Source organism: Burkholderia sp. Bp9099, assembly GCF_003857805.1.
In the GTDB taxonomy this organism is placed as follows: Bacteria; Pseudomonadota; Gammaproteobacteria; order Burkholderiales; family Burkholderiaceae; genus Burkholderia.
The window spans coordinates 48339-66670 of sequence record NZ_QTPU01000003.1 but is presented as its reverse complement, the minus strand read 5'-3'; the positions used below and the strand labels follow the sequence as shown (position 1 = coordinate 66670).

Sequence of the window (18332 nt, the reverse complement as noted above, 5' to 3'; positions counted from 1 at the left end):
TGTCCTACGGTGCAAATGTCTGCTCAAACTGTGCAGTGATCGTGTACACGTTCCCGTTTTTTACCGGCTCGGTGTACTTCTCACACACGAATCGTCCTTGCGGGCGTAACGGCGGCGTCCAGAAAAACGACACCGCGCCGGCGTGCTCGTCGAGGAACTTGAGGATCGCCGAGATCTTCTCGGCCTTCCCCACAAATCGAAGGTTGTACGGCGTACGCCGGTTATTGAGGCCGTCGGCCGCTCGCTGCGTGTACCCTTCGCCGAATCCGGCCTTTCGCACCTTCAGCGTCGTATCGCCGCCGAAGCCATCGACGGTCGGCGACCAGATAAACGTGTCGGTCATTACCCCATCCCGTTTTTCAGTTTCCAGAGTGCTCCACCTTGACGGCTCTCGGTGGCGATGAGCCCCTGCACCATCTGCGTGAGTTTCTTCACGAACTCCGCGCTCGCCATCATCTGCGACGCGCTGCCTGTGCCGCCTTCGATCGTCACTGGGATATTCAGCTCGATTCCGCCGCCCTGAGTACCGAGCACACCACCGCCAGCCGAGCCACCGCCAACCAGCCCACCGTTCGCAAACTTCGCGAAGCCGAGATCCTGCCCGCTGTTGATCGCCTCGAGCAGACGAAGCACGCCCGGCTTGCGCACCGCCGCAGCCCTCACCACGAATTCCTCGTTCGAAAGCCACGCAGGGATGCTGTCACTCGTCGACGTACCCGGCCCGGTCACACGCCCACCGGTGGCGAGGTGGAACCCGTATGCATTGCCTCCACCACCCGCAAATGCATCCGTCAGGCCGCCACCGATCCCACCAAGCAGCGACGACGAACTGAACCCGCCCGCCGCTGACGCGCCCAGCCCCAATGCCGAGCCAAGCGCACTGAATACCGGTGCCATCGCGGCCCGCGCAGCGAACCGTGCGAGATCGGCAATCATGCTGTCGACCAGCCCGCGGAAATCCAGCTTTCCGGTTGCCGCGAACGACGCCACCGCATCCTCGAGGTTGCGGAACGAACTGGTAAAGGCTTCCTCCGCCCGGCCGGCAGCGTTTTCCGCGGACTCCTGATATAACGCGACTGCACGGCTCGCGCCGACGCGCCAATCACGCTGCATCGTGAGTCGCTGATCGAGATAACCGCGTTCGCGCTCGATCTGCTCGGCCTCGGCCCGGTTGATGCGCTCGATTTCCGCCAGATATTCCGGCGAACCCAGCGTGCCGTCTTTCCGCGCGCCCTTCGTGAAATCGTCGCGCCGACGTCGAAACTCGTCACCCACGCGGCTCATCGCCTGGTTCAGCTCGCGCGCGTTATCGCCCATCGACATCGACGCGAGCTCGCGCTCTACTTCGCGCCGACGCTCCGACGCGTAGTCGGCCAGTTCTGCGTCGATTTGGGCGCTCCGCTCCTTCAGCTTGTTGATCGCGTCGTGATATCGGACCTCCTTTTCAAGCTGCACGGCACGGTCGTATGCCGCACGAATCGACGCCTGATCGCGAATCAGGCTCTTGTCCCCATCCGACAGCTTTGCGCGCTTGCCAGCCAGGTCAGTCAGTTTCTGGTCGAAGCCGATGCGATCCTTCTCGGACTGCGTTAGCTTGTCGGTCGCGACGGCCTCGACGCGCAGCTGCGCGATGCGCTGCGCGATGTTATCGAACAGACGCTGACTTTCCGGATCGGATCGGGCGCCGCCCGACCGAGCCTTGTGCCCCATTGCCGGCGCGTTGACCGAGATGCGCGCGACCTGCGCGGCCGACTCCGATACCGTATCGTCGAAAGCCTGCTTACCCCGTGCTGTGGCAGCTGCACGTGCCGCATCAGCGTTGAACCCGAATTTCTCGAATTTCTTGCTAACGAGATCCGCCTGGAATTCAGCCAGTGCCGCCGCGACGACCATCTGCTGATTCATCAGCGCGAGCTCGCGCGTCAGGTTGTCGATGTTCCGGCGTGCACCCGCCTCGGCCTTCGCGTCCTTGTCCTGGATCGCCTTTTCGAGCGATTTGTACGCGTCGGCCCGACCCGCGATCACACCTGCCTGCTGCGCCTCTGCCGTGTTCGCGCCTTTCGACTTCGCCTCATACTCGGCCCGCTGCCGCGCCGTCATGCCGATCACGTCGGACGCTTCTTTCAACTTCTCGACGTACTTGTTCCACGCCTCGGCCGCCATGCCGCCCGCGAAGAAATTGTTTTGCTCCGTGAGCAGGCGCACGCCGTCCGCTGCGCCGCGCGCAGCTGCATCCATCGCAGCGAGCGTGCGCGCGCCCTTGTCAGCCGCAGTGCCGGCCGTGTCGATCGCCGATGCCGCCTGCACCAGCTCGGATCGCAAATCGTCACCGCCCTTCGTCGCGTCGACGAACACGCCGACAAGCCGGGAAAGCTCGCGAGACTTCTCGTCAACGCCAAGATTCTCCGACTTGATTCGGTTCAGCCCCTCGAGGAACCGGTCAAGCGCGACCTGATCCTCATCGGTGATGATCGGCGCGCCATCGCCGAACCCGGGCACGATGACGCTCTGCGATGCCCGCGTCGCGAGGCTGTTGTATGCGTCCGCGACATCACTTCGCGCTGAAGCCTGCGCCTGCTTCGCACGATTGCGCTCGACCTCCTGCAGCAATGGCGACAGTTGCCGATATTTCTCGATAATTTGGTCGAGCGGTGCCTGCATGTCGACCAGGCTCGATGTCGCGCCGCTCGCGTGATCGCGGAATACCAGCCAGTTCACCGCAGCGCCGAGCGCCACTGTACCGACCGTCGCGATGATGCCCGGCAGGCCGCCCATCACCGACAGCAATCCAGATCCAACCGTGCGCATCAGCGAACCCGCACGCGCGGCAGCAGTCTGCGCCACAGCCGCGCGCTCGGTTGCGGCGGCCAACCCCGCAGTCGCTGCAGTTGCCCCACGCTCGGCGCGTTCGCGGGCCTGCGTCGCTGCCGCCACCTCACGTTCGGCGACCGCGAGCCCTTTCTCAGTTTCAGCCAGCGCTGCCGCGTAACGCGTCTGGTCGACCGTTCCCTTTGCTGCGGCAGCCTCCAACGCCACTCGACGCTGCTGTGCCAGCGCGAGAGATGCCTCGGCCCGCTCGAGCTCGCCCTGCGCCGCTGCCGTCTCGCGGGCGATCACCGCGGCATATGGCGTGCCTGCGATCCGCGTGCCGATCTCCTGGCTGTTCGCCAGATTCGATCGCGCGGTCGCAACCTGCGCCACCGCGCTCGCCTCGATCGCGCGCGCCTCGGCGAGCTTCGCCTGCGTGTACTGGATCGAGCCAGCCGTCAATGCCGACTGCATCGCGAGGCTTTCCCGCATTGCGCGCATGCCCGCCAACTCGGCCGCGGCAGCAACCTCGGCCGCCTGCGCGTTCTGCAGCTTCGCCGCCGCCGCGTCGCGATCGCTTTGCGCCTTCGCGATCGTGACGAGCGCAGCAGCGTTTTCCGCCTGTGCCTTCGCGATCAGCGCCTGCCGCTCAGCGTTCCACGCGATCGCCGATTTGCTGACCGCCACAGTGGTCTGCGCAAAATAGACGCCGAGCCGACCAGCCGCGAGCGACGCGCTGATCGTGACGATCTCGTCGAGGTGATCGGCAACGTAGACCACGCTCTGCGCCAGCTTCGCGCTCGCGCCGGTCGCCTCGTTCGCATGCCCGACGTACGCGATGATTTCCGTTTGCAGGCGCGTCATCGCCTGCCCAACGGTCATGTCGACCTTGCCGAACAGCGCGTCGGTGCTCGAGCCGGCATTCTTGAGCGCGTCGATCAGGTTCTCGACGGTCAGCTTGCCGTCCTCGGCTAGCGCCTTCAGCTCGGACGTGCCCTTGCCCATCCCGCGCGCAATCGCGTCGGCAACGCCCGGCAGTTCCTCGAGCACGCTCTTCAGATCCTGCCCGCGCAGCTGACCGGACGCAAACGCCTGACCAAGCTGCACGATGCCGAGGCGAGCCGTGTCAGCGGATACACCCGAAAGCGCGACCGCCTTACTGATCGTCTCGACCAGCGGGCCGACCTGCTTAATCGACAGACCCAAATGCGACGTGTTGTTAGCGATCCGCTGATACAGCTCGGCCGTCGCGTCAAGCGGCTGGCGCGTCGCCTGAGCAATGCGCAGCACGTCGTCCTGTGCGATTGCGAAATCAATCTGATCACGCGTAACGATCCTGAGCCGGTTGCTCAGGTTCGTCCATTCGTCGGCATACTCGACAAGTTGGTGCACGCCGAAAGCTGCCGCGGCAGCCTCGGCATACCCACGAATCGAACCGCGCGCGGCTTCGATCGCCCGAACCGTCACCTGCACGCTCGACGCGTTGGACGCAAACGCAGCGTCAGCGGCCCGACCTCCATCCCGGACCGCATTGAAGTAGCCGCCGGCCGTCGCCCCGAGCTGCTGCATGCGTCGGTCGTACTGGGTCGTGTTCGCGGTAACGCTGACAATCAGCTCGCGCAGACTCGTTGCCATATTTGTTTCTCGCCTACTTTGCCATGCTCATGAGGCCCATGAAGAACGGATCGTCCGCAACCTCTTGAGCAACCTCCTCTTCTCCGCCGCCCCAGTTCGGCAACATGTCGGATACCGTCACCTTCGCACCCTGTGCCTGGAACACCGCCGATGCGACCATCGCGGCGTGCAGGTCAAAGCGGTCATCGCTGATCGGCGACTCTCCGTCCAAGGCCTGCCACAACGCGAACTCGGCCGACGACATCTGAGCGCGCAGTTCGGCGAGTGTCTTGCCGAGCCGCAGTGCCAGCGTCAGTTCGAGTCGGAGATCGGGATTTCGGCGGAAGGCTTTTTTCCTTCAGCCTCCGGATCGATGTTGAGCTTGCCAAGTTCGATCGCCTTGTTGACGATGCGATCGTGCGCTACGCCATACACCGCGGCCACCGCCTCCGCATCACCGTCGTCGAACTCGCGTTTCCAACCATCCGGCGTCTCAGTGAACAGCACTCGAACGAACAGACGGGCATAGGCCATCTGGTGCGCTTCAGGACTCAGATTTCCGTACTTCGCGCGCGCTGCTTCCTCGTCGTCATCCACTTCGACGCCTGCGGCCAGCCGAAGTGGTTCGAGCCAGAACGCGCGATCCCCGAGCAGCGGTTCGCGCACCGCAACGGTTTCGCCGTTCCACTCCGGCATCACGAGCAGTTCATGTCGCCAGCCGGCGAGCGGGTTAAGGATTGCGGCGCGCAGTGCGCCGGCTTTTACTTTGATCGTCATGTTCTATTCCTTTCGGGTTCGTCAGATCGATCAGCCTGCTGACGGCGGAACTTCCTTCGGCGAACCGCTGACGCGCACGCTGTACGTCGACGTCACGACGCCATCGACACCGGCCGACCAGTTGTACTGACGCACCATGCCGATGAACAGAAACTGCGCGCCATTCCGGAACGTGACGCGGAAGACCCGTTTTTCGCCACTCCCACGCGCAGCCCGGAGAATCAACTGTCCTTCGTCGTCGGACGAATAGTTGCCTTCGACCGAGAATTCACCGGGGTCCGGCAGACCCAGCTCGAACTCCTTCTCTTCGCTTGCGAGCGTTGTCACGTCGATTTCCGCCGACTGACCGCCCTGCCATTGGACCGTCTTGCCCGTCGTGTTCAGATCGACGAAAACGAGCGTCTTGTTATCGAGATCCGTCGAAACAGTCTTCGACACCTCGACCTTCGTGCCTTGCGCCTTAATGCGCTTGCTTTTCTCAGCCATAAGCCCCTCAGAATGAAAAAGGCCCGCACTCGGCGGGCCAAACAAAAATTGAACCGATCAGAACTGCACGGATATTTCGAGGCTCACCCTGAAATCACCGCTGTCGTTCGAAAAGTCGTCGGGTAATTCGCTGACACCACCGACGGCGAACTTCCCGCTCGACGATGCCCGGTCGATCACCTGATCGGCGATCGCATCGGCCTCCGTATAAGTGCGCGCATACACGTCAATTTGGAACATGCCCGACTTACCCCCGGTCGCACCGCCTAGCGCCATATCGCGCTCGCCGCTCACGCGCGACACGACGTAATAAGGCGATACCGCCTTCGACCCAGCGACGCCGACATACCCTTTCGCGGCACCGACAGTCCCGATCGCATCGCGGACAACCAACGTGCTCAAAATCCACCCCCGATCACCGTATCGATTGCACGCGCGATCTCCGTTCGAATCGCACCCTCGGCCTGCGCAATCGAAGCATCGAACGCCGGCCGCATGAATGGCTCGGCCTTCATGTGCTGCGCGCCCAGTTCCACAAAGCGCCAGTAGAACGCGTTGGTCGGTGAATCTTCCTTACCCTTGGTTCGAACACGAACACCGGCCGTCGCTATACCGGGCGAATCCTTCTGTCGCAGCGACGCCGAAACGATATTCCGCTTGAGCTTCCCGGTCTTCTTCGGCGCTCGCGCGCGAGCTTCGTCTCGAATCACCTTCGCGCCCGCCAGCGTCGCGCGTCGAAGCGCCTTCATCGACTGCGCCTTCGCAAGCTTGGCGAAATTGGCCTGCAGATCGGTCAACCCGACAATCTGGATGCTAGACATACTTCTCTCCTACCTTTACCGACAGGTCGAGATACCCACGCGTCCGCGCGGGCAGCACGGCCGTGATGTCGTACAGCCTGCCGTCGTAACGCACTCTCATCTGCTCATCGATTCCTGCCCGATAGCGAATGCGCATGCTGGCAACAGTGGCGCCGCGAATCGCTCCGGAGACAACGTGTTCCTTTCCGTTCACGAACAAGACGTCAGCCCACGGCCGCGCATGCACCACCCACGCCCCCGGCAGCGGTTCGCCGTTCTCGTTTTCTTCCCCGCTGGGCCGCTCGATGACGATTCGCTCTTTCAGTCCTCCGGCCTTCATCAAAACCTCGGCGGAACGGTGATCGAATCGAGCAGGAGGTCCGCATAACCGTCCGGCATCTGCGCGATTCCTTGCCCCTCAGAGAAAAGCTCGCGATGGTCGTAGGCCCATGCAGCCGCAAGCAACATCCACGACCGCACCGACGGATGCTTGTCGATGTCGACACCAGCCTGATACGTGATCGTCACTGCTCGAACGTGCGGCCAGCGAGCGGAGCCCAGAACCGCGCACAATGTTTCCCGCCCCAATTGGACGAGCTCATATCCTTTCGGGTCGAGTGTCGACGCCGCACCTGTTGCATCGCGAATCTCGATGCTGTCGACGCTCAGGACTTGCCCGATCGACAACGGGAAGTCCCCCATCGGGAAGCCCGCCAGCCGCTCGAAATAGCGCGCCTTTCTAATCGCGGACCCCGACTTCCGTTCGGCAGCCTGACGCGCACCGGGAATCACCGTGTGCTCGATGAACTCCCGTTCTTCGTCGTCATCGATTCGACACTGAATCGCAACGTCCTTGAAGGTAAGCGGCTCCACGTCGTCCAGGTATTCGACGAGAACAGCAGTCATCTGGGATTACCCCTTTGCCGCGGGCTTACCCGTGTCGGCCTTCTGCGAGGCTTTCGCCTCCTTCGATTCCGGCACGGATGCCTCCGCGATTTCCGCATCGACGAGCCGGTCTGCGTGCGCGTCCTCGAAACCCGCGATATCGCCTGGCGTGTATTGCGCGTAATGCCGCTTGAACTTGACCACCTTCATGTTTTTCTCCGAACGGCGGCCCGATCACAACGGATCGAGCCGCACAGTTACGACTTCGCTTACGCGCCCCAGGTCACGCCGGCCAGCACCGAAATCGACTCGACGTGACGCGGACCGAAGTCGTTCTTTGCGATCACGCGGATCAGCGTCTGATCACGCTGGAATGCGCTGATCATGTTGCCGTCGGCGTCCTTGTAGGTCGCCTCCTTGCTGTAGTCGATTTCCAGCGTTTCTTCCTCGCCGATGAACACGTCGCCGAAGTCGGTGAAGTAGAGTTCCGACTCCTTGCCGGCGTCACCGAGATTGATCGGAACCTGCGTCGTCTTGCCGACCGGATAGCCCTTGAGCATGCCGTTTGCGAGTTCCGGATAGACCTTGTTGCCGTTCCCGTCGCGCAGACCTTCGAGGAAGCGAAACGTACGCGGTGCCATGATCCAGCCGGGCTGCGTCAGATTCGCGTCGGCGTTTTCGAGCGCGAGAATGACCTTGCCGAGATCCGTTTCGATCTTTTGCAGCGTCGAGCCATCGCTCGCGGTGATGACGTTGGCAGGAATCGCCCAGAAGCGCAGGCCCTTCGGGGTGTTCGCCGTGCCATCGTCGCGAATGAACGCCTTGTCTTCGCGCGCGCCGATCGCGGCGGTCAGATCGCCGACCACGATCTGATCGACGTTCGGATTCACGCCGGAATACTTGATGAGGTCGTTTGCGATCGGCACCAGGGCGGCCATCTTCTTCGCCGTGAGCTTCAGATCGTCGAACTGTTGTTGCGTCGTCGGGATGTCGGTGTCTGCGCCGATGTAGCCGACGATGGCGCCGCCCTTCAGGCGCGGGATGGTGATGTTTCCGTTCGACAGCGGCAGCGTACGGGCGCCGAGCTTGCGAACAACGGACTTCGGACGCAGCAGTTCGATGACCTCGCTCGACAGGTTCTCGGGCACCAGTACACCACCCGCGCTCGACGAGAGCGTATTGAGCGACATGGCGACGTCTTCACCGAAACCACGCTCGATCGCGATCTTCGACGCGAGCTGCGCGTCACCGCGCGCTGCCGCGAGCGCGCGAACCATGCGCGCCATCTTCGCGCCCTTCACTTCCGGAGCCTTCGGCTGTGCGGGCACGGACGCCGCGGCCGGCGCAGTAACTGCAGCAGGCGCCGGATCGACGGGTACTGCTGCTGCGGCGGCCATGCGCTCCGCGGCTTCCGCGCGCTCGATTTGCGCGGTCAGATCGTTGAATTTCGAGCTGAGCTGGTCGAACTCGGCTTGCTGCTCGACCGACAGTGCGGTGCCGCCCAACTCGATCTGGGCCAGCGCCTGAACACGCTGGTTGATGGCAGCGCGTTCGCGGCGGAGTTCATTGATGTTCACTTACCCTTCTCCTAAAAAAAATGCCACCCGAAGGTGGCAGTGCTCAACTGAGACGCGAACGCGCTCTGATGTTGATCGTGAAAATCCGATTTTTTGTGACTGGTTACATCATGGATTGCATGTTCATTGCCGCCGCACGTGCCGACACGCTGCGTCGGGCGATGCCGCTCTGACGCTCGGCTCGCGATGCACGCACTTCGGCAGCAATCCGGTTGATTGCGGCCTGCGGCGTCTCGATGCTGTCCGCCAGCCCGGCGTCGACACCTTGCTGCCCGAAGAAGATACCCGCCTGCGTGTCCTTCACCGCCTGCGTGCTCATGCCACGGAAGTTCGCGATCGCGTCGACAAACTGCTTGTAGCTGTTTTGCACCATGTCTTTAAGAAACTGCATCGACTGGTCGCTCAGCGGCTCATGCGGCGTGAGGTCGTTCTTGTGATTGCCGGCGAATACCGACGTCACCTTCACCCCCTGCTGCTCATCGCGCTTAGAGACATCGAGGTGGTTCGCGATCACGCCGATCGAACCCACGCCCGACGTGCGACTGACGATCACGTTCGACGCCGCCGCGGCAATCAAATAGCCCCCCGAAAATGCCGAGAAATTTACGATCGCCGTGATCGGCTTGACCAGCGATGCAGCGCGAATGTCGTCTGCCAGCTCAAACGCACCGGTTGCGCTGCCTCCGTTGCTGTCGACGTCAAGGACGATATGTTCGACTGCCGGATCCGCAGCCGCCTGATTCACGGAAGTACGCAAACCCTCGTAGCTGGTCATCGGCTCGCACGCATTCATGTGCGCCGAACGGGACACCAGGATTCCCGACACCGGAATGATGTCCATACCGGTATCAGCCACCAAGGCACGGCGACGTTCCGACGCCGCAGCCATTTGAGCACCACTGTCGAACTCATCGTCCTCCATGATCTTCGGCTGCACGCCGTTCATGGTCAGGTTGACGATGTTCAGGTTGAGCGCCTGATTCGCCCACTGCACCGCGAGCGCCATCATCGGGTCCGTGACGAGCTGCGACTGGTTGAAAATCAGACTTGCAAGTCTGAGGTGCGGTTTCAAGATAGGATCCTCTCAATTTCGCAGATTTGGGCTTTCGTTGGCTCGGTCTTCCCGGCGGCTACTTGCTGCGGCTTCGACGCGTCGACCATGTTCATCGGACTCAGGTAGATGTCGCCACCCTTGACCGGCGGCATGTTTTCGAGCCGGCGAATATCGTTGATCGAAAGCCAGCCCCACTGGCGCCCGACCGCATAAGCGGCATAGCGCGACGACTGATCGCCTCGCAGCAGCCCCGAAAGGTTGTATTCGATGAAGTACTGCTTCCGTTCGGACGGCAGCAGCAGATCGCGCGTCTTCGCCTGCTCGTGCCGCTTGACCCATGGCAACAGGGTGTAGATGACGAACTGAAGCGACTGATGCTCGATGTTGCTGAATGTGGCGCGTTCCAGCTCGTTCACCATGTGAGCCGGGATCTTGTAGATTCGCGCGATATCGAGTGAAGAAAGACGAAGCGCATCAATCAGCGCTGCGTCGACGTTCGTCATCGACAACGGCCTGAACGTCATACCCTCCTGCAGCAACGCGACCTTCTTCGCGTTCCCCGATCCACCGAATTTCGCATTCCAACCGTCCGTGACTCGATCCACGCTGGCCTGATCCTTCAGCGCCGGAGCATCCTTCGGCCGCTCGATCACGCCCGACAGGGCCGTGCCATTCATGAATGACTTCCCGGCGTACTGCTGGATCGCCAGCGCATGTCCGATTGCGTTCGCGTGAAGCATGACCGGCGACAGCCCGGTATAGCCGTTGATCGACATCCAGCGAACGTGATGCACCAACCGCTGCGGCATCGGATCGCCCCCGTAGACACGATAGACCGGCATGAGGTCGGAACCCTTCATCACCGTCATTGCCTCGTTATCCAGTGGATACAGCCCGAGAATCACGCCGTCCTGATCGCGATCGATGAAGCTGTAGCTGTTGCCGCGAAGGCCGACAGCAACCTGCGACTGCTCCTGATACTCGAACGGCGTCTGCCACGGATTCGGCTGGTATTTCAGGATCGAATACAGCGGATGGTCAGTCGCCGGCTTCCTGTCGTCGCCCGAACGCTCATACAGCTCGATCGGCAGTTGAGCGATGCTCTCCGACAGCAGCGTGACGCAGTTTTGCAGGACCGTCAGCGAGAGCGCGCTCGCGGGCGTAACGACCTGACCAGCTTCTGATCGCGCGCTTCCCAACAGCGCCGACAACCAACCGCCAGAACTCGTTTGGGTTTGACCGGAATTGGACAGCAATTGCCTACTGAAGAACATCGGTCTACTCCTTCGGCTGCCCGACTCGCTGCGCACGAGCCGCTGCCATATCCGCCAAGAGCGCCCACAACAGAAGCAGGACACCCGCGACAATCAGGCCGATCGGCAGGCTGATCAGCACCACCCCCGTGACCAGCAGCGCAAACCCGAGCAGGCCGGCCACCCAGGCCGCAATAGCAATTGATTTCAAACACCCACTCCTTGATCGTAGATCGACTCAGAATTGACTCGATCGGCCAGCATGGCTCGACCTATCGCCATGATCAGCGCCACCGCGCCGTCGATTTTGTTGTCGTTGCCCTGCTTGATCGGGCGCACCACGTCATCGTTGCCCGGCAGATTCTTGCCGATCACGTTGCTAACGCACCAGGTCATGATCGGGTTGCCGTCGTGATGAAACCGGCCCGACGTAATCGCCGCCTCGAGCTCCTTCATCGGGTCCGACATGTTCGTGTAGTTCTGCACGATCGTGACTGGCGTCAGCCCTTCGTCTTCGAGCTGATGCGAGAGGTTCGTCGCGCCGTGCGGGTCCAGTGGCGTGCATTGCACCGGGCATATCCGGTTCGCGTCCTTTGCCTCTTCGAGAATGTCGCGATAGTCAATCTCCGCGCCATCCGTTTCGAGCAGAAAGCCCTGATTGACCCACGCCTGATACCGCTCCGCCATACGGCGGTTCTCAGTATTGCGCACCGTGTCTTCGGGAACCCAGAATCTCGGCGCAACGCAGAAGTAATGCCGCCTCCCGTCAATGTCGCGCCAAAAAAGGCGAGCCATGCTGTTCAAGTCGAGCTTGCGCGCCATATCGAGCGCGAGCACGCTGTCTTGCCCCTCGAACTGTTCAAGCGTCAGCGAGCGGTCCTCGCACGCCTTCCAGTCTTCGAGGTTGAAATAGCCCGCCTTGGCCGAGGTCCACACGTTCAAGTGCTTCGTCTTGAACGTGTTTGTGAAGCGTGCCGACTTGATCGCGCGCTGCTGCTGGCTCTCCAGATACTCCTGATAGACCGAGATTCCGATATTCGGATTGGCCTTCGCCAGCACGTGAGGATCGGTCCAATCATCCCCTTCGTCGATCGTCCAGATCCAGCCGAAAAGCTCGTCGTCGGGAACCGTCCCCTCGAGCATTTCGATCACCTGCCTGCGCTTGTCGAAACACGGGCCTTCGATGTTCGCGCCTGCCGTCGTGATGATGAACATGAGCGGCTGACGACGCGCGCCCATACCGGTCAGCATCGTTTCGTACAGTGCAGCGCTATCGTGCTCGTGATACTCGTCCACGATTGCGCACGAAGGCGAAGCGCCATCGCCGGGGTTGCCGATGATCGGCTCGAATCGACTCCCGTCGGCCGGCTTGTTCATGTTCGAGGCGTTGACCTCGATTCCAGCCGAATCGACCAGCATCGGCGAGCGCTTGACCATCAATTGAGCTGGGCGAAAAACTTCCCACGCCTGCTTTTCCGACGTCGCGCCCGAATAAACCTCCGCGCCAAACTCGTCATCGAGCACGAACATCCCGATACCGACGCCGGCCGCGATCACCGATTTGCCGTTCTTTCTCGGCACCTCCCAGTAGCTCTCGCGAAACCGGCGCTTGCCGGTGCGCTTGTTGACCCATCCGAAAGTCGCCATCAGGCCGAACTTCTGCCAAGGCTCAAGCGTTACCAGTTGCCCCTTGAACGCCCACTCGCCCTTCGTGTGCGGCAGCAGTTCAACGAGCGCGAGCTTTCGCTCAGCGGCTTCCGGATCGAACTTCCACCGGAAATCCTTCTTTCGGCTCGCCGCAAGGTCGTCAAGGTGGCGCTTGCAAGCGAGTTGCACATACCGGCAAGCGACGCGCTTGCCACGAACGACTTCTCGCGCGAACTTGAGCCCCTGCTCTACGCGCGGGAAATTCGTCGCCATGTCTTCCAATCATTTGCCGAGCAGCTTCGCGAAAGGGTTGTCGGGTGTTTTCGGCTTCGCGCCGACCAGGCGCTGCCTGCTCGCCGGGTCGAGCCCCAGCATTGCGCCGAAGCTCGCCATTTGCGCCGCGGCCTCCTTCACAACGGTCGCAGCCGGATTCTTCATCGGACTGCCTTGCGAGCTGTCAACGACAGGGCCGTTGCGAGTCAACTCGTCCTGAGCAGTGCGCCAGTTGCCGTAGGCTGCACAGAAGATTTCGACAATGTGCAGGTCGGTCACTTGCAAGATTTTTTGCCCGCAAAGCAGCGGAACAACGCGCTCCCACATGTCACGCGCCTCACCGGCAATCCACTCCGGTGGCTCGATGTTCGTGACCAAGCCGAAATCAGGCTCGTCCTTATTCAGCGCGCGTTTGCCGGGATTTCCCGCAGCGACTTTCCGTGCGGTCGGCTTGGGTTTTCTGCCCCGCCCCGGCACTGACGCGATACCTCCCACTGGCCAACTCCTGAATTTTTAATTTCGCGGGCGTAAAAATTCGACGAAGCGGGCGGTCCCGGTTGCGATGCCTCCCAGACTTTTGACCTCCCCCTCCCCGTCGGCCCCGCCCGGCCCGGGGCGCCCCCGCCTCGGGTCGGCCAAGCGCGTGTCACCGCAGTCGCTCACGCGAGGTCTTCGCGGCGTGGCAGTCTTTGCAGATCGCCTGCAAATTCTCGTCGCGGTCAGTGCCGCCTCTTGACTTCGGAACAACGTGGTCGACGGATGTCCCCGATGTCACACGTCCGGCTTGCAGGCACGGCTGACAAAGGCCACTGTCGCGGCGCAGGATGCGTAGCCTGATCCGTTCCCAAGCGCTTCCATATCCCCGCGCATGGCGATTGCCGCGGACGGCATCAGGCTTCCACTTGATGGCCTCGTTCACATGCTGGTCGCAGTGCGTCTTGCCTCCCGCGACGAGTACACCACACCCACGGTGCTTGCATGGCTTCATGGGGCGAACCGGCATATGCCTACCTCCGTGCGAATCGCGCGCGTAAACGAAAAAAGCCCGCGCGGCAAACCGAGCGAGCTTCGATTGGGCGCACCTCGCGCCCGACGTCGTCAATATAGCGAAAACCGAAGGGGTTTACAAGCACTTTGTGTACGAGTCCGCACCCGAGCAGCAGACAACTTTGGATCGACTGAGATAAAAAATGTGGCTTTGTTTGCTTATTGGATGCGAGTTGATACTATCGCCTCAGATCAAAAACCAACACAAGGGGAAAGCGGTGATAGAGCCTGTCGTCCTAGCACTTGTCGTACAACATCCAAAGACTAAAGCGATCTCGGTGCTGTCACTGACATCAGAGTACACGTTTTCTGTTGTGCCTAGGTCGCGTGGCCAACGCGTTGGGCCAACGATTCACGTGCTCTTCAACGAAAAATCCGTCAATTCAGCAGTGCAGCTTCCTGTCGAGTCGCTAACGGTGATCTATGGTGAGAACGGCGAGGGAAAGACCACCTTGTTGCTGGACGTGTGCCGGACGCTGAATTTATTTGGTCGCGAAGCCCGTGTCGGTATCAATGGTAGCGAGCGCCCTCTTGGTGTAGTTTGGCGTGACAAGGCAGGGCTCATTCGGCTAGATCCGGGCTCTCTCCAGGCGGCGCTTCGATTATCTGGACCCATGACAACGACCGAGTCCGTGAGGCCTGAGGGGCGGTTCGGCACAGTTTTCTACACCACGTCGCCGTTCGAGTCGGCCCGGAGACGAGAGCTTAACGCCGGCGGCACGATGGACGTAACGCCATCGTTTGGCACGAACTCATTTAGCGGGACGTCGCTCTGCCAAGCTGCGAGTTCGTTGCCTAAAGATATCCCTTTCATTCGTCATGTGCGGATCCAACTCGAAATTTCCGAGAGTCTGGACATCAGTGAGGAAATCCAAAAATTCTCTTCGGCCTTCCTCCCGGAGGAACTGTCTGCGGCGAGATCGAAACGCAAGTCACACTTAACAACGCTTATTGACAACCTGAAGAAACTCTCGCTGAGGCTAAATGCTCGGACAAGTTTCTTATTGGCTATCGAATTGCATCGCGCACGGCTGAATGGCCTAAAGGCCATGGAGATGCTTCTTCTAGATCTTATCGACCGCGACGGGCATCCAGTTGGAAGCGACGCCGTCAACCGTTTTCTCGCTAGCCAGGAAGCCAGATCAAGGGGACGCATAACAACGCCACATATTCTAAAAGCCCTTGAGCGCTTAAAGAAGGTGGTGATAGATCAGGAGCCTAAAGGATTACCGGACTACGCTCGCGCTCTGCGTTCCGTTTCGTCGATGGTCATTGCCGGGCTGCAGGAAGCCGAAAATCTTGGGCTGCTGCACTGGAACTTCCTCGAGCTTAGCAGCGGACAAGTTGCACTGCTGATGCTGTTTGCATCGCTCAGTGCCGCGCTGGAGAAGCTTCGAAAAAGAGGCATTCGATCGGTGGTGCTTGTAGTTGACGAAGGCGAAATGTTTATGCATCCCGCATGGCAGCGGAAGTATCTCCGTGACCTGATGAATTTCATTGCGCATTACCGAGAATTTTTTGACGAGATCCACCTTATCTTGGCAACGCATTCTTTGATCGTTGCAGGGGATGCGCCACCAAACCGGCTTTTTGACGTGAAATCGTGTGAGATGCGAAATGGCTTCGCCTACGGCCCCAAGGAGGTTTTGACTGATGTATATGGCGTTGATGATTTCTCTGGAAATATCGCTGAATCGCTGTACGAAAAAATTGTGACGTTCCTGCGCACACCAAACCCGACTAAATACCATAAGGACGAAGTACAAGGACTTATTGAGCAGGTAGCCTCGGATCAACTTCGGAATTTCCTTCTCCGAGAAATTCAACAGCCGGAGCAAGGTCGAAATGCTTAAGCTGAAACCTATAGCTCACGCAGAGAAACAGAGGCACTTCAATTTACTGAAGGCCCGATTCGATGCGAAATTGTCTGATTCTGTAACCGCTGTCGGCAACGGTTCTTACGACAAAACGTTGATCGATCATCTCGAGGGTTCCTTGCGTGACATTCTTCTCGGTTCGCCAACAGAGATTGAGGATTTTGCTAACGACATCGTCAGAAGGTTCCCGGATTTTTCCTCCTATACTGCTAGTCGAAAAAAGAGCACTTTCCCAAATCACGGCAAGCACGAAAACACGCTGACGATCATCAACGCGTGCCTAGACTATGATTGGTTTTGCCGCCAGACGAATGGTTGGGGCGCTTACGCTCTAGTTCAAGCCTATAAACTTCGGATCTGCCCATATTGCCAGGCCAATCACGTCAACCTGCACATTACGAAGGCCAAGGGCGCACGAGGCACCGCGGCGTTTCAACTACGGCCGCCGCTGGATCATTACTTGCCCAAGTCTGTGTATCCGTATTTGGCGGTATCCCTGAGCAACCTGGTCCCGTCGTGTGCTCAGTGCAACTCAGGCGTCAAGATTGCCGGTGACCCTCGCGGCAGAGGCTTTGCCCACCCTCTAGACACCACAAAGATCTCCGTTAAGTTTTCGTCAAAGGGAACGCTTCGACAGAACCTCAATGGGCAGCTCCGAACCGAGGATGTAGTCCTCACGTTGACTGGTTTAGATATACCATCTGCTAGCCACGTAACGGAGTTTCGGCTGCAGGAACGGTATGACTGGTATCGTCACGAGATCAAAGACTTAATCGACCGAGATGAGCAACACCGAAACCTGAATCGCAAGTTGCGAGGCGTTGTTTCACGAGAGCTTTTTGTGTTGGGATTTCTTGAAGCGAGTGCGGAGACGCGCGCCCTCGGGCTATGTCTCCGTGACATATACAGGGAAATCGCTCCTTGATTCCGATGTCGGTCGGCCCAATCGCTAGCTCAGTACCGCTCCCAGGCTTTCGTTAAGCGGTCATCGACCTTGGTGCCGACCTATTTTCATTGATTCTTGTACATCGCATTCGGTACATTCCGCGTGAAATCTGAAGACTTCAACATGTCTGGCATGACAAGTCCGTCACGACAGAGGCTGTCGTCCGATGCAAAGGGTCTGTGACGGCTCAAAGCCAAACTCGCGTTTTGAGTCGACCGCGGCCCTTGATGAAGGGGTGCGGCTAGAAAGCGAAGGCTAGCCTCAAGGACTTTTTAGGCTGGCTGCGAATTCTTCAACAATCCACGTGCCTTCACGCGCGGATACAGCGCATGCTTTGCGGCCTGATAAGTCGCATGCCGCTCCGACATATCGAGTGCACGAGGATTGCTCCAGACTTTTGCGCCGAATGCCTCGTTCATCGCGCCGATTTGCTTCGCCTTCATGTGTCGCTGGATCGCTGCGCGCTCCTGCCAAGTCAATGCGTCAACGCACGCGTCAACCTGTTCCGCCCGCTTCTTCGCCGCCTTCCGGTCCGCTTCTTCCGAGCGCTCGTCGGCCGTCAACATGCGTTCGTCTTCGGAGAAGCCACGGCACGACGGATCGACGCGCCCATAGCCAAGGCTCGGCACATACCCTGCCTGCCAGTCGTACCATTCATCGAGCAGTTCTTCGATCTGGTTGCTTTCGTCGATCGTCATGTTGTTCCTGTTTTCGATTTGCTTGATAGGCAGGTCATTCGTCGTTACATGACGACCGTGAAGTTGATGCCGTAGTGCGTGAGCCAGTCGCCGATCGCATGGCGCATCGTCCGGTTGCGCGGCCACGGAAACGCGATCTGCACGCCATGCTCTGTCTCGGTGATCTCGCCGGAGAACGGGCATTCGTCGAATGCGATGAGATCCGCTTGGGTTACTCCGTCACGATGACGGATCGCGGACGTCAACAGCCGCTCGGGAACGTCGCTGTACAAAATGCATGCGGCGGCGCTCATGCCTCGTCCCTCAGATCGATTTCGAGTGCGCCGCTCGCGAGGAACTGTCCCAGCTCGCGCGACCTCCGATTGCGGTACACGTATGCCTTTGTTCGAAACACACCTGGCTCAATCCATCGCGGATCACACTTCGCGATGTGAGCTCGGTGCATCTCGGGAATGAACGCATCCACCTCGACGGCCGCGATCAACTGGCGCTTGACGGTCGCAATCCGGGCGATACGGAATACCGTCGCATCGATTTCGCGCTTGTGTTCGGAAAACACCATCCCGCCGCTGCCGCGACGCCTCGGTACG

Annotated in this window: 22 protein-coding genes; 2 read left to right on the top strand and 20 right to left on the bottom strand. The window is 60.1% G+C overall.

Translation table 11 applies throughout. The features are described from left to right. Window positions 1-4: 4 nt before the first annotated feature. From DIE17_RS03960 to DIE17_RS03880, 17 genes are all read right to left on the bottom strand, one after another. The gene (locus DIE17_RS03960) at window positions 5-343 is read right to left on the bottom strand and encodes a phage tail protein (protein ID WP_124920732.1); all 339 of its coding nucleotides are present in this window, start codon (window positions 341-343) and stop codon (window positions 5-7) included. Further along, window positions 343-4443 carry a phage tail tape measure protein gene (locus tag DIE17_RS03955; RefSeq protein WP_124920731.1) on the bottom strand — a complete coding sequence of 1367 codons (4101 nt, stop codon included), beginning with the start codon at window positions 4441-4443 and terminating at the stop codon, window positions 343-345. Before DIE17_RS03955 ends, DIE17_RS03960 begins: the two co-directional genes overlap by 1 nt. Window positions 4444-4456: 13 nt before the next feature. After that, window positions 4457-4738, bottom strand: coding sequence for a DUF4035 domain-containing protein (locus tag DIE17_RS03950; protein ID WP_124920730.1), 282 nt, complete (start codon window positions 4736-4738; stop codon window positions 4457-4459). Continuing rightward, window positions 4735-5199 carry a phage tail assembly chaperone gene (locus DIE17_RS03945; RefSeq protein ID WP_124920729.1) on the bottom strand — a complete coding sequence of 155 codons (465 nt, stop codon included), beginning with the start codon at window positions 5197-5199 and terminating at the stop codon, window positions 4735-4737. Before DIE17_RS03945 ends, DIE17_RS03950 begins: the two co-directional genes overlap by 4 nt. A gap of 30 nt (window positions 5200-5229) precedes the next feature. Beyond that, on the bottom strand, window positions 5230-5685 hold the full coding sequence (locus DIE17_RS03940) for a phage tail tube protein (RefSeq protein WP_124920728.1): 456 nt from the start codon (window positions 5683-5685) through the stop codon (window positions 5230-5232). A gap of 57 nt (window positions 5686-5742) precedes the next feature. Continuing rightward, a complete protein-coding gene (locus tag DIE17_RS03935; RefSeq protein WP_124920727.1) occupies window positions 5743-6087 on the bottom strand; it encodes a DUF3168 domain-containing protein in 345 nt (114 codons plus the stop codon). After that, window positions 6084-6506, bottom strand: coding sequence for an HK97-gp10 family putative phage morphogenesis protein (locus DIE17_RS03930; protein ID WP_124920726.1), 423 nt, complete (start codon window positions 6504-6506; stop codon window positions 6084-6086). Before DIE17_RS03930 ends, DIE17_RS03935 begins: the two co-directional genes overlap by 4 nt. Further along, window positions 6499-6825, bottom strand: coding sequence for a phage head closure protein (locus DIE17_RS03925; RefSeq protein WP_124920725.1), 327 nt, complete (start codon window positions 6823-6825; stop codon window positions 6499-6501). The genes DIE17_RS03930 and DIE17_RS03925 overlap by 8 nt, the downstream gene beginning before the upstream one ends. Beyond that, window positions 6825-7391, bottom strand: a complete 567-nt coding sequence (locus DIE17_RS03920; protein ID WP_124920724.1) for a hypothetical protein — start codon at window positions 7389-7391, stop codon at window positions 6825-6827. Before DIE17_RS03920 ends, DIE17_RS03925 begins: the two co-directional genes overlap by 1 nt. Window positions 7392-7397: 6 nt before the next feature. After that, the gene (locus DIE17_RS03915; RefSeq protein ID WP_124905173.1) at window positions 7398-7580 is read right to left on the bottom strand and encodes a hypothetical protein; all 183 of its coding nucleotides are present in this window, start codon (window positions 7578-7580) and stop codon (window positions 7398-7400) included. Window positions 7581-7639: 59 nt separating this feature from the next. Continuing rightward, window positions 7640-8947 (bottom strand): phage major capsid protein, encoded by a 1308-nt coding sequence (locus DIE17_RS03910; protein WP_124920723.1) that lies wholly within the window; start codon window positions 8945-8947, stop codon window positions 7640-7642. Window positions 8948-9050: 103 nt separating this feature from the next. Beyond that, complete coding sequence (locus DIE17_RS03905) at window positions 9051-10019, bottom strand: S49 family peptidase (protein ID WP_124920722.1); 969 nt, start codon at window positions 10017-10019, stop codon at window positions 9051-9053. Further along, window positions 10016-11275: a phage portal protein gene (locus DIE17_RS03900; protein WP_124920721.1), complete on the bottom strand. Its 1260-nt coding sequence runs from the start codon at window positions 11273-11275 to the stop codon at window positions 10016-10018. The genes DIE17_RS03905 and DIE17_RS03900 overlap by 4 nt, the downstream gene beginning before the upstream one ends. A gap of 4 nt (window positions 11276-11279) precedes the next feature. After that, window positions 11280-11465: a hypothetical protein gene (locus tag DIE17_RS03895; protein WP_014899207.1), complete on the bottom strand. Its 186-nt coding sequence runs from the start codon at window positions 11463-11465 to the stop codon at window positions 11280-11282. After that, the gene (locus DIE17_RS03890; protein WP_124920720.1) at window positions 11462-13174 is read right to left on the bottom strand and encodes a terminase large subunit; all 1713 of its coding nucleotides are present in this window, start codon (window positions 13172-13174) and stop codon (window positions 11462-11464) included. The genes DIE17_RS03895 and DIE17_RS03890 overlap by 4 nt, the downstream gene beginning before the upstream one ends. Window positions 13175-13183: 9 nt before the next feature. Continuing rightward, complete coding sequence (locus tag DIE17_RS03885) at window positions 13184-13669, bottom strand: phage terminase small subunit P27 family (RefSeq protein WP_014899205.1); 486 nt, start codon at window positions 13667-13669, stop codon at window positions 13184-13186. Window positions 13670-13820: 151 nt separating this feature from the next. Further along, window positions 13821-14162: an HNH endonuclease gene (locus DIE17_RS03880; RefSeq protein WP_260439201.1), complete on the bottom strand. Its 342-nt coding sequence runs from the start codon at window positions 14160-14162 to the stop codon at window positions 13821-13823. A gap of 415 nt (window positions 14163-14577) precedes the next feature. On the opposite strand from DIE17_RS03880, the gene DIE17_RS03875 reads away from it, so the two are divergent. Both DIE17_RS03875 and DIE17_RS03870 read left to right on the top strand, forming a co-directional pair. Beyond that, window positions 14578-16074, top strand: coding sequence for an AAA family ATPase (locus DIE17_RS03875; protein WP_185735360.1), 1497 nt, complete (start codon window positions 14578-14580; stop codon window positions 16072-16074). Further along, window positions 16067-17023: a hypothetical protein gene (locus DIE17_RS03870; RefSeq protein ID WP_124920717.1), complete on the top strand. Its 957-nt coding sequence runs from the start codon at window positions 16067-16069 to the stop codon at window positions 17021-17023. Before DIE17_RS03875 ends, DIE17_RS03870 begins: the two co-directional genes overlap by 8 nt. Window positions 17024-17316: 293 nt before the next feature. On the opposite strand, the gene DIE17_RS03865 is transcribed toward DIE17_RS03870, so the two are convergent. The 3 genes from DIE17_RS03865 to DIE17_RS03855 are packed head-to-tail and all read right to left on the bottom strand — an operon-like array spanning window position 17317 to window position 18304. Continuing rightward, the gene (locus DIE17_RS03865; protein WP_124920716.1) at window positions 17317-17742 is read right to left on the bottom strand and encodes a hypothetical protein; all 426 of its coding nucleotides are present in this window, start codon (window positions 17740-17742) and stop codon (window positions 17317-17319) included. A gap of 44 nt (window positions 17743-17786) precedes the next feature. After that, a complete protein-coding gene (locus DIE17_RS03860) occupies window positions 17787-18035 on the bottom strand; it encodes a phage portal protein (RefSeq protein ID WP_124920715.1) in 249 nt (82 codons plus the stop codon). Continuing rightward, window positions 18032-18304 carry a hypothetical protein gene (locus DIE17_RS03855; protein ID WP_260439200.1) on the bottom strand — a complete coding sequence of 91 codons (273 nt, stop codon included), beginning with the start codon at window positions 18302-18304 and terminating at the stop codon, window positions 18032-18034. The genes DIE17_RS03860 and DIE17_RS03855 overlap by 4 nt, the downstream gene beginning before the upstream one ends. Window positions 18305-18332: the final 28 nt, after the last annotated feature.

What these genes read in the sequence shown, in the direction of transcription:
- DIE17_RS03940 (WP_124920728.1), bottom strand. Translation starts at nt 5,685, where the DNA reads ATGGCTGAGAAAAGCAAGCGCATTAAGGCGCAAGGCACGAAGGTCGAG.
- DIE17_RS03870 (WP_124920717.1), top strand. Translation starts at nt 16,067, where the DNA reads ATGCTTAAGCTGAAACCTATAGCTCACGCAGAGAAACAGAGGCACTTC.
- DIE17_RS03880 (WP_260439201.1), bottom strand. Translation starts at nt 14,162, where the DNA reads ATGAAGCCATGCAAGCACCGTGGGTGTGGTGTACTCGTCGCGGGAGGC.
- DIE17_RS03960 (WP_124920732.1), bottom strand. Translation starts at nt 343, where the DNA reads ATGACCGACACGTTTATCTGGTCGCCGACCGTCGATGGCTTCGGCGGC.
- DIE17_RS03890 (WP_124920720.1), bottom strand. Translation starts at nt 13,174, where the DNA reads ATGGCGACGAATTTCCCGCGCGTAGAGCAGGGGCTCAAGTTCGCGCGA.
- DIE17_RS03920 (WP_124920724.1), bottom strand. Translation starts at nt 7,391, where the DNA reads ATGACTGCTGTTCTCGTCGAATACCTGGACGACGTGGAGCCGCTTACC.
- DIE17_RS03925 (WP_124920725.1), bottom strand. Translation starts at nt 6,825, where the DNA reads ATGAAGGCCGGAGGACTGAAAGAGCGAATCGTCATCGAGCGGCCCAGC.
- DIE17_RS03930 (WP_124920726.1), bottom strand. Translation starts at nt 6,506, where the DNA reads ATGTCTAGCATCCAGATTGTCGGGTTGACCGATCTGCAGGCCAATTTC.
- DIE17_RS03915 (WP_124905173.1), bottom strand. Translation starts at nt 7,580, where the DNA reads ATGAAGGTGGTCAAGTTCAAGCGGCATTACGCGCAATACACGCCAGGC.
- DIE17_RS03860 (WP_124920715.1), bottom strand. Translation starts at nt 18,035, where the DNA reads ATGAGCGCCGCCGCATGCATTTTGTACAGCGACGTTCCCGAGCGGCTG.
- DIE17_RS03865 (WP_124920716.1), bottom strand. Translation starts at nt 17,742, where the DNA reads ATGACGATCGACGAAAGCAACCAGATCGAAGAACTGCTCGATGAATGG.
- DIE17_RS03955 (WP_124920731.1), bottom strand. Translation starts at nt 4,443, where the DNA reads ATGGCAACGAGTCTGCGCGAGCTGATTGTCAGCGTTACCGCGAACACG.
- DIE17_RS03855 (WP_260439200.1), bottom strand. Translation starts at nt 18,304, where the DNA reads ATGGTGTTTTCCGAACACAAGCGCGAAATCGATGCGACGGTATTCCGT.
- DIE17_RS03945 (WP_124920729.1), bottom strand. Translation starts at nt 5,199, where the DNA reads ATGACGATCAAAGTAAAAGCCGGCGCACTGCGCGCCGCAATCCTTAAC.
- DIE17_RS03900 (WP_124920721.1), bottom strand. Translation starts at nt 11,275, where the DNA reads ATGTTCTTCAGTAGGCAATTGCTGTCCAATTCCGGTCAAACCCAAACG.